8 protein-coding genes and 1 pseudogene are annotated in these 14,842 nt (G+C 64.0%); 3 read left to right on the top strand and 6 right to left on the bottom strand.

Features of this window, described 5'->3' with window-relative positions; all coding sequences use genetic code 11:
• Positions 1 to 51: 51 nt before the first annotated feature.
• The 3 genes from AC1RQF_RS24685 to AC1RQF_RS24695 form a co-directional block, all read right to left on the bottom strand.
• On the bottom strand, positions 52 to 3,525 hold the full coding sequence (locus AC1RQF_RS24685; protein ID WP_492873157.1) for a type VI secretion system Vgr family protein: 3,474 nt from the start codon (positions 3,523 to 3,525) through the stop codon (positions 52 to 54).
• A 732-nt stretch (positions 3,526 to 4,257) separates the two neighbouring features.
• Positions 4,258 to 5,325, bottom strand: coding sequence for a helix-turn-helix domain-containing protein (locus AC1RQF_RS24690; protein ID WP_492873158.1), 1,068 nt, complete (start codon positions 5,323 to 5,325; stop codon positions 4,258 to 4,260).
• A 163-nt stretch (positions 5,326 to 5,488) separates the two neighbouring features.
• The gene (locus tag AC1RQF_RS24695; RefSeq protein WP_492873159.1) at positions 5,489 to 10,384 is read right to left on the bottom strand and encodes a YadA-like family protein; all 4,896 of its coding nucleotides are present in this window, start codon (positions 10,382 to 10,384) and stop codon (positions 5,489 to 5,491) included.
• 151 nt (positions 10,385 to 10,535) lie between these two features.
• Between AC1RQF_RS24695 and AC1RQF_RS24700 the strand changes: the two genes are divergently transcribed.
• Complete coding sequence (locus AC1RQF_RS24700) at positions 10,536 to 11,192, top strand: hypothetical protein (RefSeq protein WP_492873160.1); 657 nt, start codon at positions 10,536 to 10,538, stop codon at positions 11,190 to 11,192.
• A 228-nt stretch (positions 11,193 to 11,420) separates the two neighbouring features.
• Here the strand turns inward: AC1RQF_RS24700 and AC1RQF_RS24705 are convergent, their stop codons facing one another.
• Entirely contained in the window at positions 11,421 to 11,768 is a 348-nt protein-coding gene (locus AC1RQF_RS24705) for a hypothetical protein (RefSeq protein ID WP_492873161.1), read from the bottom strand.
• 84 nt (positions 11,769 to 11,852) lie between these two features.
• Positions 11,853 to 12,728, bottom strand: coding sequence for a hypothetical protein (locus AC1RQF_RS24710; RefSeq protein ID WP_274004429.1), 876 nt, complete (start codon positions 12,726 to 12,728; stop codon positions 11,853 to 11,855).
• Positions 12,729 to 13,119: 391 nt separating this feature from the next.
• Here AC1RQF_RS24710 and AC1RQF_RS24715 point away from each other — a divergent pair, with 391 nt between their 5' ends.
• Together AC1RQF_RS24715 and AC1RQF_RS24720 are read left to right on the top strand one after the other, a co-directional pair.
• Positions 13,120 to 13,371 (top strand): hypothetical protein, encoded by a 252-nt coding sequence (locus tag AC1RQF_RS24715; RefSeq protein WP_492873162.1) that lies wholly within the window; start codon positions 13,120 to 13,122, stop codon positions 13,369 to 13,371.
• 86 nt (positions 13,372 to 13,457) lie between these two features.
• Positions 13,458 to 14,138 (top strand): NUDIX domain-containing protein, encoded by a 681-nt coding sequence (locus AC1RQF_RS24720; protein ID WP_492873163.1) that lies wholly within the window; start codon positions 13,458 to 13,460, stop codon positions 14,136 to 14,138.
• A 211-nt stretch (positions 14,139 to 14,349) separates the two neighbouring features.
• On the opposite strand, the pseudogene AC1RQF_RS24725 reads toward AC1RQF_RS24720, so the two are convergent.
• Positions 14,350 to 14,842, bottom strand: a pseudogene (locus AC1RQF_RS24725) (integrase core domain-containing protein); the annotation flags it as partial.

Consider the following 14,842-nt stretch of genomic DNA (forward strand, 5'->3'; position numbering starts at 1 on the left):
CCGCTCACGAGCAGCGCCGACAGGACGAGTGTCACCGACGCGCGGCGAATGTCATTTGGCAATCTTGTCGAAGTAGTCATAGCGGGCCGGATAGCGCTTTCTCCCTTCCTGTTCACACGGTGTCCCCTGGCTGGACCAGTACATGTTGGCCGATTCCGCGAAATCCTCGGTCGGATTATGACTGCCGTAATCGGACGGCGCCTTGCCGTCCTTTGCGATCGCGGCCAGATAGTCCTGCTTGAGCTTGGCGTTCTTCCACAGCGCCTCGCTCCACAGATGCCCGGTTTCGTGCGTCATCGTGCTGTCGACGTACTGCTGCGGAATCGTCTCCCAGCCCTTCCACGGATAGAACGCGACACCCTGCGCGATGCTCGCGGTCGCCGCCGAGTAGAAATTCGGATCGTTGTAGGTTTCGCGCCAGTCCGCATCGGCCGGATTCGGAGCCGGGTTCATCGACACCCGGCTCAGGTCGGCCAGTTGCTTGGGCGACACTCGCGAGAGTGCCGTCGCCATGCTCTGAGCATCCGGCAGCGCCGTGCCGGTGGGTCCGCCACTCTTCGGCACCAGGATGTCGAACGGATGATCGTTGATCTTCGCCTTGTAGAGCAGCGCATCCTGCTCGCCGCCGCCCGGGAACTTGAACTTCGTGTCCTGCGGCGGCTCCATCGTGACCGTGTTCTTGGGCGTGTAGAAATCAGGCGGCGCGTCGATGCGGCCCTTCGAGCCGTCGAGGTACGAGCAGTCGGGCATCTTCGCGCCGGCCGGCGCGCCGGGCGCGTCGGCCGGTGCTTCCAGTTCCTCGCTGCTCAGCCATTCGTCCTTCTCCATCCACACGTGCACGTCTTCCTGCTCGCGCGTGAAGAAGCGCTCGCCCTGGCCGAAACGATCGGTCACGCCGCTCGCGATCACCGCGCCGGTCGCGCCCGTCACGTAGTACGGCGTATGCGCCCAGGCGTGCGCGCCGCCCTCCGTCTCCGAGATCGCATCGAGGCCCGAGAAGTCGACGCGGTTGCTGAAGCGCTTCGCGTCGGCCGGAATCGGTAGCGCCGGCAGCGGATAGTCGCGCTGCGCCGGCCCCTCGAACGCGTGCGTCGCGCCCTTGATGTCGATCTTGCCCGGCGCGTGGATCTCGATGTTGCCGCCCGCGATGCGCACGTACGCGCCGCCCGACGTCAGCAGCACCTCCTTCGGCGAGGCCACCTCGATCGTCTGCGTCGCCGACAGGATCTTCACCGTCTTCTGCGCCGTCAGCTCGATGTTGTCCGAGTGCGCCTGGATCTCCACCTTGCCCTTGCCCGCGAACAGCTTCATCCCCGCGTTCTGCGCGAACAGGCTCAGCTTCTCCGTCACGCTCGCGATCAGCGACTTCCCCGCCGCCACGTGCGTGCTCTGCCCGCTCACCACGTTGATGTGCTGGTCCGCGCTGATCTGCGTGCTCTGCTGCGTCGACAGGCCGATCCCCGCCGGGCTCCCGAACAGCATCGCCGGCTCCTTGAACGCCGCCGCCGAGCCCGTCCCGCCGCCCGCCGTGCGCCCGCCCGTCGTGCCGCCCGGCTTCGTGTCGCGCGTCACGTCGCTCAGCGCGCCCAGCGCCGCGCGCCCTTCGCTCAAACTCTCCGCGTGATGGGTCGCGCTCGCGTTCGACAGCGCGTCGAGCAGCTGCTGCGCGTTGCCCAATTGACGATGCGTGTCGCTCGCGTCGAACGGCTGGCTCGCCGCCGATTTCGGATAGGTCGTCACATACAGGCCGCCGCCCGCGCGCACCGCGCCGTAGGCGTCCGTGCGCAGGTCGAAGCCCTGCCCGAGGAACGGCCCGCGCGCATTCCCGTCCTGCTGGATCAGGTAGCCCAGATGCAGGTGCGTATTGCCCTGGCTGCTGAACAACTGCGCGCGGTTCTGGCCCGTCGCATCGTCGAACACCATCTGGTTGTAGCCGCTGCCCGTGTATTCCTTCGTGCGGTAGCCCGACAGGATCCCGTTCGAATGCCACTGCGGCTTCACCGCCCCGTTGTAAACCCGCGCGGTAATCAGCGGCCGATCGCAGTCGCCGCCCACGTAGTCGACGATCACCTCCTCGCCCACCCGCAGCGGATGCACCGCGCCGTAGCCCGCACCGCTGTCCGAGAACGCCGCGCGCAGCCAGCACGACGCGCGCTCGTCGCCCGCGTTCAGGCGGTCCCACACGAACTGCACCTTGTGACGGTTCAGGTCGTCGGTATACACCTCCTCGCCCTTCGGCCCCACCACGATCGCCGTCTCCAGATGCATCTCGGGCTTCGCATGCTCGAACGCGCTGCGGTACGGCACCGACGCGCGCTGCGCCTCGATCTCGACGTGGTAGAACCCTTGCGCGCCATCGCCCGCGTGCGGCACGCTCGCCGCGGCGGATGCGCCCGTCGCGCGCGCCTCGGCGATCGCGCCGGCGAGGCTGTGCGGGAAGTTCGTCTCCCCGCCGCCCAGCGGCAGGTTGTTCTCGATCACGCGCGTGATCCCGATGATCACGAACTCGCGCTGCTCGGCCGCGTCGCGGTCGTGCTCCGGATGCCCGGCGAGATGGAAACGGCGGCCCGCGTCCGCGCCGCGCACGCCGCCCGCGCCGTGGAAACGCTTCGCGCGCGACTCCCATTCCTCGAGCCGGATCGCCGACAGCCGGTCGCCGTTCGCCTGCGGGCCGTAGGTGTACGCACCCGTGTATTCGTAGATCTCGGTCTGCCCCGGCAGCTCGCCCTGGTTCGCCTTGGTCGGCAGCGACGTGCCCTTCGGGTTGTGCGGCGTCGACGGCTGCTTGTAGTCGAACGTGCGCGACGCGAACGCGGTGCTTTGCAACGTGCGCGAGCCGGCCCACTGCGTGAGCGCGTCGCGCTCGCTGCCGAGATCGGCGCGGTGGAAGCGGATCGTGTCCGGCGTCATCGCATCGAGCGACTGCGGCGTGTCGGTGATGACGAACGTATGCGACTTGCCGTCGTCGGCGTGACGCCAGAAGCCGTACAGCCCCTCCGCTTCGAGCAGGCGGTGCACGAAGTTCCAGTCGGTTTCGCTTTGGCGGCAGTAGGAGCGCGACGGCAGCGGCTTCGACAGCGCGAACTGGAAGTGCCCCCGGGCCTGGGGGTGTTCGTTGAAGACGTCGGCAATGATCGCGTCGGCGGGACGGTCCTGCCAGATGCGCTCGTCGCGCCGGAAACGCAGGAAGTGCAGCCACGACGCGAACACCAGCTGATAGCTCGTCAGACCGCCGTCCGCGCCCAGGCGGCGGGCCGTGTGCACGTAGCCGTTGAACGGGCGATACGATTTGTCGGCCTGCTGCAGCCATGCGGTGACGGGCTGCGCGATCAGCTTCTTCAGTTCGACGTCGCCCGCCCCGGATACGACATCGAGGGTCCAGCTGAAATCACGACCGAGTGCCGAGACCGCCAACGCACGCCTGGGAACGAACGTGTTCGCCGGCAGCGGTGTATCCAGCCGCAACAGTCGGTCTTGCTGGATCAGGCCTCCCTGGATGGCCCGGATCAGATCCTGCATGTTCAACGTGTTACCCCTCAGTGGTCAGCCCGGTTTCTGATTGTGGCGAGATGGATTGTCTCGTTATCGGCATTTGTGTCGGGCGTCATTTTAACGAGGAAAGGGATTTTGATGAAAGGTGGGATGACGCATTCGCTTTAAAAGACGATGCCGCGACCATGGATTAACGTAGTTTTTTCCGACTACAAACCTGATTCAATTCGATAGGCAGGTAATTTAACCCGATTTAAAGAAATCAAAACGACAGTGGTGCAATATGCACAAGTGGAAGCGAGGAGCAGGCTAATGAGGAAGCGCTGGCACGCGGCCCTGAGATCCCAGCTGCGACGCGGCATTCAGCGATATTCAGTCAGTCCGTCGACGTCACGGCCACTGAAAAATTGTCGTGATGTCATATCGCGTGGAATCCTGCCGATACCGCTACTGAGTTCGCGCCGGGCTTTCACGATTCGCGCCACTCGAATCCATGCCGTGAGAAAAACGATGAAGCGTCGGCATTAAAGTGCGCTGACACCCGATTATCCATAACACGACTCCCGACGAAGAAAACGGCGCAGACGATAGCGCCGAGCGGCCCGGATCCTGCGCCGCGATGACGCGACGGCTTGATCGGGTGAATCTTATTTCATTCGAGAATACGCTTGTGTCGAACACGACATCTCTGGTTCCCCGTCCGCCTTTCCCTGAAAACTGGAATGGCACGGAACCCATGCTTACCCATCACATGCCGGCTTTGCCTCAATCGCCGCGCGCCCCCTCCCGGCGCACCACGAACCGCGCGAAATGCTCATGCAGCCGAGCCAGGTCGCCACCGGTCCCTTCCGGCGGCCCCGCCTCCGTCCTGATCTCCCGCACGCTCACCCCGAAGCGCCGACGCATCGCCTGCACCAGCCGATCGCCGCTGGAGAAGCCGTGACGCAGCGCCACGGCCTTGATCGACTCGCCCTTCCCGTCGGGATCGGCGAGCGCCCGATACGCGAGATCGAGCCGACGCTCGCGGATGAACCGCGCCACGCCGCCGTCTGCCTCGAACACCCGGTACAGATGCGCGCGCGAAATACGAAAGCGCGCGACCAGCGATTCAGGACTCAGTTCGCGCTCCGTCAAATGCTCCGCGATGTAGTGCACGAGCCGCCGCCGCAACGCGGCGGACTGCGACGCGGCGCGCCCGCCGCTAGGACGCGGCGTATCCGATAGCGCCGTCGCGAGCAGCGCCGCCAGTACATCCTGGACCACCCGCGCCTGCCGCGCCGAGATCCGTGCGGCGACCTGATGCACCCCGACGAGATAATCGGCCAGCAGCGGCGTCAGGCCCGCACCCGCCTTCAGCAATGCGCCATGAAGGTTCCGGCCGGCCGCGGCGCGATCGAGCTCCGCGCGCGGCATGATGACCGCGACGGATGCGCCTGCGTCCATCCGGCTGCTCATCGGCTGCGCAAGATCGATGACGTAGACGTCCCCCGCCTCCGCCCGCGCCGCTGCGCCATTGAAATCACCGGCGTGCACGCCCGCTTGCACGAGTTGCACCCAGTATTGATCGAGCCCGCTCTGCTGGATCGTCCGGCTGTCGCGCCGATAGTGCTGTGCATTGACCGACGCCCGCCACAGCAGCATATCGCCGCACATCCGCGACGCGAGCGTGGCGGCGAGCCCCGCATCGTCATGTCCTTCGGCCGGACTCCCGGCGACCGGCTCCCCGTCGGCCCGCTCCACCTCCGCGATCGGTCGCATGACTTGCCGCCAGTAACCCTCCCGCAGCGCGGGCTCGACCGTGTCGGTCGAAAGGAAGACTTCCCCGGAAGTCATGGTCTCCTCGCCTGTTTCCCTGCGAATGTTTTTGCTCGCGATAAGCGACACGGCACGGCCGCGTCCGTGCGCGGCGCATGCGAAAGCGACGCCCCCTCACGGGCGCGTCGCTTCCGGTGAACCTCATGCGCAATGAACGCGCATCGCTACGACAGCGCCGTCATCAGAACTGATAACCCGCGCCGACCACCGCGCCGATGTCCGAGCGGGTGTTGCCCGTGACGGACGCCTTGACGACCCACTTGTCGTTCTGCGTCACATACGAATAGCCCGCCGCGAAGCCTTGCTGGCCGCGATAGGTCGACGTCGCCGCCGACACCATCGAACGCCCCGGCGCGGTCGGCTGCGGCAGGCCCGCTACCGCCATCGCCGATGCGACGCCGCCGAACATATCCTTCTTCACGGTGTTCAGGTCGTTGTACATCTGCCCGACGCGTTGATCGGTATAGCTGCGCGACGCCGCCGACGAGGCCGCGACGTTATCGTTCAGCTGCTGCACGTTCACGGCGTCGGTCGGCGCCGTGCCGGCCGCGACGTTCGTGACCTGGCGTTCGCTGCCCTTCGCGCCCACCGCGAACGAGTTGTCGCGATCCGCGACCGAGCCCTGTCCGACCGCGACCGAGTTCCGGCCGCTCGCCGTCGACGACGAACCGAACGCACCCGAATCCGCCCGCGCGATCCAGCCCGTGTTCGCATCGGTGGCGGCCGCCTTCACCGCCTGGTCAGCCGACATGCCCTTGAGCGCATTCGTGAGCTGACCGACGTTCACCGCGTCGTTGCTGTTGACGCCCGCCGCGACGCCCGTCAACACGCGATCCGCGCCGATGCCGTTGCCGAAGTTCACCGAGGCCCCGCCCGTGCCCGCGCCGACCGTGATCTGGCCGTTCGGATCCTGCTGCTGCACGAGGCCCGCCTTGCCGTTGGTCACGTTGCTCACGTTCTGCTGCAGGCTCGTGATGTCGGTCGTGTTCTGCGCGACCTGCTGGTTCGTCGCGTGCAGCTGCGAACCGTTCACGGCGTCCGTGCTGGTCGCGCTGAGCGTGCCAGCCTGGACATTCGTGAGCTTCGTGCCGCCCGCGCCGCCACCGAGCGTGATCACGCTCTTCGAGCTGTCGTCGTAGGTGACCGCCAGCGCGCCGAGCTGGCTGAGGCTCGACTGCACGCTCTTCAGCTGCTTCACGTTCACGGCGTCGGTGTCGTCCACCCCGGCCGAGACGTTCTTGAGCACGACCGGCGACGCCGCATCGCCGCCTGCGAGCGACACCGAGTTCAGGCGGTTGCCGTTCGCGTCCACGTCGTATTTCACGACATGCTTCACGGCCTCGCCGGCCTGATTCGACACGTTCGTGATCTGCTGCTGGAGATCGGACTTCACGCCGAACAGCTGGCCGCCGTTCACCGCGTCCTGGCTGCCCGCCGCGATGCTGCCGTCCGCCACGCCGGAGACCTTGGTGGCCGCGCCGTCGCGCGCCGCGCTGTAGGCGCCCAGGTTCGCGTCGAACTTCAGCGCATCCTTCTCCAGACCTGCGATGGCCGTCGTGTGGCTGGCGATGCTCGTCTCCGCGTTGCCGATCCGCGTATCGTGCTGGCTCAGCGTCGTCGCATTGCTCGTCACGCGGCCGTCGAGGTTGCCGAGCGCATCGCCGACGTTGTTGAACGTGTCGCCGCCGATGGCGTACTTCGGCGCCGTGATCGAGCCGTTCGTGTTAGCCGTCGCGCCGCCGCCCAGCGCCGCCGCCGCGCTGTCCGTCGCGTAGCGCAGTTGCGCGCCGTTCACCGCATCGGTGCTGCCGGCCTGCACGCCACCCTCCGCCACATTCGTCACGCGCACCGGCGCGCCGCCGTTGCCCGCGCCGAACGACACCTGGCGCTTGCTCGCATCGTCGTACTTCACCGCGAGCGCATCGAGTTCACCGACGCCGCTCTTCACCGCCGAATTCAGCTGGTCGACGTTGACCGCATCCGTGCCCTGCACGCCTTGCGCGAGGTTCGAGATCTTCTGCGGCGCGGCGCTGCCGTGGCTCGCATCGTATGCGCCGAGTGTCGGGTTCCATTGCAGCGCGTCCTGCTGGAGCGCGGCGATGCCGGCTGTATTCGTCGTGACGCGCTGATCGAGCGACGTGATCGTATCGCCCTGCGTGCTGATCTGCTGCTGCAGGTTGCCGGTCGCCTTCGACAGCTGGCCGACGTTGACCGCATCGTTGTTCGCGACGCCGTCCGCGACATTCGACAGCTTGACGGGCGCCTGCCCCGCGCCGCCGAACGTGACGGCCCCCCTGTCGCTGCCGTCGTATTTGACGTTCAGCTTGTCCGCATCCTGCAGGTTCGCCACGTTCGCGTTCGTCGTCGACAGGTTGCTGGTCAGCGTCGACACATTCGTCGTCAGGGCGTCGACGCGCGAGGTTTGCGCCGCGACGTTCTGGTTGACCGCGAACAGTTGCGAACCATTGACCGCATCGGTGCTGTTCGCGTCGAGCGCGCCCTGCGCTACGTTCTTGAGCGTCACCGGACCATTCGCGCCGCCCGCGAGCGTGACCGTGTTCGTGCGGTTGCCGGTCGCATCGGTGTCGTAGACGACCGCGTTCTTCGTCGCGCCGCCGATCTGCGTGTTGATCTGATCCTGCACGTTCTTCAACTGCGCACCGTTGATCGCGTCCGTGCTCGTCGACGAAACGTCGCCGGCCGCCACGTTCGTGATCTTCTGCGCGCCGCCGCTGCCGTGCGACGCGTCGTACGCCCCCGCCGACGCCGACCATTGCAGCGCATCCTGTTGCAGCGCGCCGAGGTTCGTCGTGTTCTGCGTGACCTGAGCGCCGAGCTGCGTGAGCGAATCGCCTTGCTTCGCCACCACCTGATCGGTCGCGAACAACTGGCTGCCGTTCACCGCATCCGTGCTGGCCGCCGACAGCTCCGCCGCCTTCACGTTGGTCAGCCTGGTGCCGTTCGGGCCGGCCAGCGTGACCGATTCGAAGCCCACGGGGCCGTCGTACTTCACGTTGCGCTTGTCGGCCACCTGCAGGCTCGACACGTCCGCCTGCGTGCCGACCAGGCCCGTGCTCAGGTTCGCGACGCTCTGGTTCACCGTCCCGAGCGACGTGCTCAGGCTGCTCACATTGCCCTGCAGGTTCGTGATGTTCGTCGCCGCGGACGACAGCGACGATTGAAGCGGCGAGATCGCGCCGTTCAGTTGCCCGACGTTGACCGCATCGCGGCTCGCGACGCCGTCCGCGACGTTGTGCAGGCTCACCGGGCCGCTCGCGCCCGAGCCGCCGAGGGTGATGCTCGCATGGCTGTCGTCGTCGTACTGCACGGCGTTCTTCGTCGCCGCGCCGATCTGGCTGTTGACCGTCGTGCTGAGATTCTGGATCTGCGCATTGACACCGTTCGTCACGCTCGTGCTGAGCGACGACAGGCCGCCGCTCAACTGGCCGACGTTCACCGCGTCATGCGCATCCTTGCCGTCGGCGACATTTTTAAGCGTCGTGCCGTTCGCGCCTTGCAGCGTCACCGTCTCGAAGCCCGCCGGGCCGTCGTACTTCACGTTGCGTGCGTCCAGCTGCTGCAGCTGCGTGATGTTCGATGCCGCCGTGCTCAACGACGTATTGATGCGGGCGACGCTCGTGCTCAGGTTGCCGACTGTCTGGTTGGTCGTGCTGATCGAGGTCTGCAGGTTCGAGATGCTCTGGTTGATCGGCGCGACCGCGCTGCTGAGGCTGCCGTTCAACTGCTTGACGTTCACGGCGTCGGTGTCGGCGACGCCCGCGGCCACGTTGTGCAGGCCGACCGTCGAGGTTGCGCCCGCGCCGCCGAGCGTCACGCTGTCGTGCCGGCCGTTGTCGTATTGAACGGCGTCCTTGGTCGCGCTGCTCACCGACGTGCTCAGCGACGCGCCCAGGGTGTTGATCTGCGTATTGACGTTGCCCTGCACCGTCGACAAGCCGCTGTTCAGCTGGCCCACGTTCGCCGCGTCCGTATCCGCGACGCCGGCCTTGACGTTGCCGATCGTCGTTCCGCCCTGCCCGTCGAGCGCGATCGCGGTGTGGCTGCCGTCCGTGTACTTCACGTTCTGCTTGTCGGCGGCCTGCAGGTTCGTGATGTTCGAGGTTGCCGTCGACAAGGACGTGTTGAGGTTCGCGATCTGGCCGCCGACCGTCGTGCTCAGGCTGGTCACGCGCGCATCGACCTTGTTGATGCTCATCGTCAGGCCGTCGTTGACCGACTTCAGTTGCGAGACGATGACGGCATCCGTGCCATCGACACCCGCCGCGACGTTCTTCAGCTGGCGCTCCTTGCCGGTCGAACCGAACGACACCGCGCCGCCGACCGGCGCGGCCGTGCCGCCGAACACCGGCTGACTCGTGTTGTTCGCCGCGCCGACCGCGCCGGAACCGATGGCGACCTGGTTGTCGCCGCCCGTCTGCGCGCCTGCGCCGATCGCGACGGATTGCGTGCCGGCCGCGCGGGTCTGCGTGGCCGCGTCGTAGGATGCGCCGTTCGAGACACCGTCGCTCGTCGTCGGGTTGGCCCCGCCGATCGCGACCGAGCGGTCGCCTTGCGCGAGCGCCGAATGGCCGAGCGCGATCGAGCTTTTGCCGCGCGCATCGGCGACGTTGCCCACCGCCATCGAGAAATCGCCGACCGCAGCCGACTGGCGGCCGACCGCGAGCGACGTATTGCCCTGGGCCATCGCCACCGTGCCGATCGCCGTCGCCGAGTTGGAGAGCGCCTGCGCGCCGGTGCCGACCGCGATCGCGCCGCCGCCCGCCGCGCCGCCCTTGCTGTTCGCATTGGCCTGATCGCCGATCGCGATGCCGCCGGCGCCCGCTTGCGCGTTGTTGCCCGCCTTGTAGCTCGAGCTGCTCACCGCGACGTTCGAACCGCTCTTGGTGGAAATGCATCCGGACGTCGTGCCGTCGATGCATTGCCCGTTGAGCGCGTTGTCGGGGTTGCCCCGGTCGACGAAATTCGCGCTCGATTGCGCCGCCACGGTGCCTGCGCCCAGGATGCCGGCGCCCGCGAACATCGCCGTGACAAGCATCGAAATATGCGTATTCTTCAATTGGTCTCTCCTAATGTTCTTGAGTAGCGTTGATTTATATTCAGTAATGCGAAACGTTTCCTCGCGGGGAGGATCCGGGGACGGCTGTACGTCGATAAGCGCCAGGAAGCGCACGGACGCCACTACGCAGCGGCGAATCCGTGTTATTTCTGTGATCGCAGATGACGCGCCGTCGGGCGCGCTGTCTGCACGATTTCTATGGTTTTACGGGCTGACTTTCCGCGGTATCGCCAAGCGGCGGCGACGCACGAAACACGTTGGAAAACGGATTGAAGCGGCCTTGAAATCCGGCGTGACGGCATCGACGTTCGTCGCGATTTGCGCGACCACCGATCGACGGCCGAATGCGGACGCAGCTTTCCCCGGAACTCTCTCGCGTTTCCATGGCATCTTGGTCTCTGTTTTCACCTGCGCGGCCGGAAGCATCTTCAACCGGATATCGCACCGGGTTTTGAAGGCCGCTCTTCTATATCGACGAATCGATCCACGCGACGATGCATTCCGAATGGGCACAATCACTCGGCTCGACGCGTCGCCAATACGTGGAAAATTTGCGCACCGTGCGCAGGACTACCGGATCACACTCGACTTCCCATCACCTGCCTTGCCGCATGACAGACCACCTTCCCCATCGTCATGGGCCGACCCACGAACTTCCTTCCGGACGGCATGCAATCCTGTCCGTCCTTACAATCTCAAATTTCGCGACGATTATATCGACTACGATCGACTTACAATCTTCAAGAAATGTAAAAACGAATCACTTGTTTGTAAAATTTCGCAAAATCACGCTATTGAAATTGCCTAAAAAATACTCACCATTCATTTCTTAAATTCGTCAAGAAATACGCAATCCCGACGCATCATCCTTGTCTCATTTGATGATGCCGTACGTCTCATTTCCTTCATGGGCAAGCAGTTCGCGGCTGCCACCCTCGACGGATCATGAGATTTCGGATCGAGCTTTTCTTCTTTTCATTTCGACGGACTATTTCTTCTTACACGCAATTCTTCCGCAAACGTTTTCCAATCTCGATCAGCCAAATATTGACTGTATCGAGCACCTGAATTGCAGATATCTCCAAACAATTCCATTTATAAATTGCGTCGTGATCGCCGTCGGATCATCGGCTCGCGGCTCTGTGGCCAGGGCAGCCCCAGGTGGGATCGGGCAAGTACGGTGCAGGATGCGACGTTGGCGCAGCGATGGGCTGGGATGGGTGGAAGACGTGCCGAGGATTCCATCCGAACCGCGCCGAAGCGTGAAATACCAGTTGAAGGTGTAGGTGGCCGACTTGGCGCCGGGCAAAGCCGTGCTGCCAGATGCAGATGCAAAAAAGCCGCCGGCGCCGGAGTACACGGCGGCTTTGCCGATCGCCTGCATGCCAGGCATCACGCTGCGTGGCGGCGATCCTCTCGCGCGACGACCGGCGCGACATTGCCGCGCCGTCACGTCACGCGCCCATCACTACTGGCACGACATCACCACGACGCCGCCGACCCCTTGCGTATTCGGCGGCGCTGCCGAGTAGCCGAGCGCCACCAGCGGCCGCTTCGCGTCATGTCCCACGACGACCGACTGGACGGTGAGCATTCCTTCGCTCGATACCCCATTCAACGGGGTCTGCGCTTTCGTCACCGTGTAGGGCGTATTGATCACCGTGATCGACAGGCTCAGGTTGTTCAGCGTGCGCGCGGCGAGATCGAGCGTGGCCGACGCCGTTCCGAGCGAGCCCCCTTCCGCTCCGGTGTTGTTTGCCACCGGACCCGCGATCAATGACGTGCAGACGAGCGATCCGCTCGTCGCGGACAACGTCAACGGCGTCCCCACCGCATAGCTGACGCCCTGCTCGCCGTTATAGGTATTGCGGTCCGTGTCCATGGCCTGAGTCCAACGGCCGATCGCCACGTCGGCGCCGACGCTCTGTATGTCCGTGACCATCCCGTGATCGAGGCCGAGACAATCGGTCGCCGCAGCCGATGCGGCCAAGGTCGTGAATCCACCGCTCGGCTGCTGCACCAGGCTCGATGCGGGCGCGGCCGGTGCGGTGAAGTTTCTTTTCTTCTGATACGCCGTGGGCAGGCTCGGGACGACCACCACGGCCAGTTGACCGTTGCTCGCCGCCACCTGGGAAGCCGAGCCGGAATAGGTAAAGCGACCGCTCGGCCGGCACGCGGCTTGTGCCGACGGTGCGGGGGCTTCGGGTGCGGGCGACGCCGGCAGGGGCGACGCGGTTGATCCGGTGCTGGATGTCCCGCCGTCATCTCCCCCGCCACAGGCGGAAAGGGTCGCCGCGAGCAGCGCAAGGGCGAGAAGATGGTGGCGGTGAAGCGGTGCTTGCATGGTACGGCTCTCCAGGTTTTGCCATTCGATGGGCATTGGTTGTTATCAGGATCAAGCGATGTCGACGCGAATCCGCCGCACGCCCCGCCAATGCTCCACACAAACATGGGAACGATCATCGATCGAATGACCGGAAGCACACCGGCGGCCGAGGATGGACGGTTTGTGCCATCTCGGCATTCGAAAGCCAGAAGCAGGAGGGGGCCGGCGAACAGGTCGTCAAATAGAGCGTGTCGGGACCGGACAATACGGACGCGATTGCGAACACACGACACGTCATGCGCGCGTTGACGGCTGACTCCCCGACCGCCCTTGCATCGAATCCGGCACACGCCATACGACAGACCGTCTTGTACATCGTTGTTCTGCTGGGGCTTGGGATCGATGAAGCTTGATCGACAAGGTCGACAGACAATCATCGAGAATTAACCCGCGCGCCATAGATACCACGAAATCGCCAAGAGGATTTATTGAGTTTCCGATCCTCCATACCAGACCTGGAGAGATCCATGCCTCGCGTCGCTGGTTCAGCGTCGATCCGCCACATGAGGAGGGAAGGCGTCCCGTCGAGCCTTCTCAATATCCGGGAGACGCGCTCACCATCGATGAATTTGATTTCCCAACAACATCACATCCCAAATAACGTTTCGGATAATTCGGCGCTTCCATTCCTGTTATAAATGGTAGCTACCTTCATGCCAAAAACGGTCCTAAGCTGAAAACCGGCCCATGGGCAGACTCCCAATTCCGTTGCCTGTTTCGGCCGAAATCATCAAGGAGATTACCGTGGCCTCTGCATATGCGGTCCTATACGACGAGGAAGGCTGGTTCATCATCGCCAAGAAGAGAACCGAGGGTTTCTATTTTGGAAACGGCCGCAAGGGAGATGCCTACCATAAAGGAATACGCATAACGAACGGCCCCGGGCAGTACGCGCTTCCCGGCGGCGGGATACACAAGAACGAGGGGGCCGCCGCGGCCGCCGAACGCGAATTCATCGAGGAGACCGGTGTCAACCTACCTGCTCATAAACTCATCAAAGCGCAATCCTTCAGCGACCGAGGTTCGTTCACAGGGGCGTACTTCAAAGCGAACAATAAAAATGATGTGGCACGTACCGGCGCGACCATATACGGCACCAGCCTGAAGAATGCGGAAAAACTAATTATCGAAATCAAGGAAAATAAATGGGAAGGCGAGATCGGCTACTCAAATACCGTGTCGTATGCCGTGCGCAATAATTTAATCCCCTGGCCATACGACAACGAACTTGAACATGTCGCCGTCTGGAACATCACGCTGGCCGACAACTGGAATACCATCAAGTCATGGAAGGGACGAGATGACATCGGCTGGTATTACATCGTCCTTAAATATCTGCGCGTCGATCTTTTCGGACTGGCCGAATAGGCGACCAAGACACAGGGCCGAGGGCCGGCCGATGCCTGGCCGAATACGGTTGGCCGGAGGTGACGGCAAGCAAAGCGCGCGTTTGAACCGCACCGGGAATCGTGGAGGCTGGTTGGTTTAAGTTAATGCGGATGACCTGCCTGATTTCTTCGGGCCATTTCAAGCTTGGGGAACGGCCTCGTTTGATCCGCTTGGGTTTCCCGGACCAGATCTAGAGCGAGTTTTCCGGCGTTTCGGGTCTGGTTGAACCCGGCAAAGGCATCAGCTGACGGGCGAATTCAGCTGGTGCCAACTCTTTGAGAGCAGAGTGAGGACGGCTCTCGTTGTAATCCCGGCGCCAGGCCTCGACGATCGCTTTGGCTTCGCCCAACGTCTCGAACCAATGTAGGTTCAAGCACTCATCGCGGAATGATCCGTTAAACGTCTCGATGTGGCAATTGTCCGTCGGCTTGCCCGGTCGGCTGAAGTCGATTTTTGCTTGGTAGTGGTACGCCTACATATCGAGCAGGCGCCCGGAAAACTCGCTGCCGTTGTCGACAAACAGATGCCGCGGAGCGCCGCGCCGAGCGGCGATTCGGTTCAATGCGGATACCACGTGTTCGCCTTTCAAGCGTTGCCCCACTTCGATCGCCAACGCCTCCTTCGTGAACACATCCACGATCGTCAAAGTGCGAAATTTCGAGCCATCAGCAAGCTGGTCAGCC

The organism is Burkholderia sp. GW821-FHT14F03, assembly GCF_058803765.1.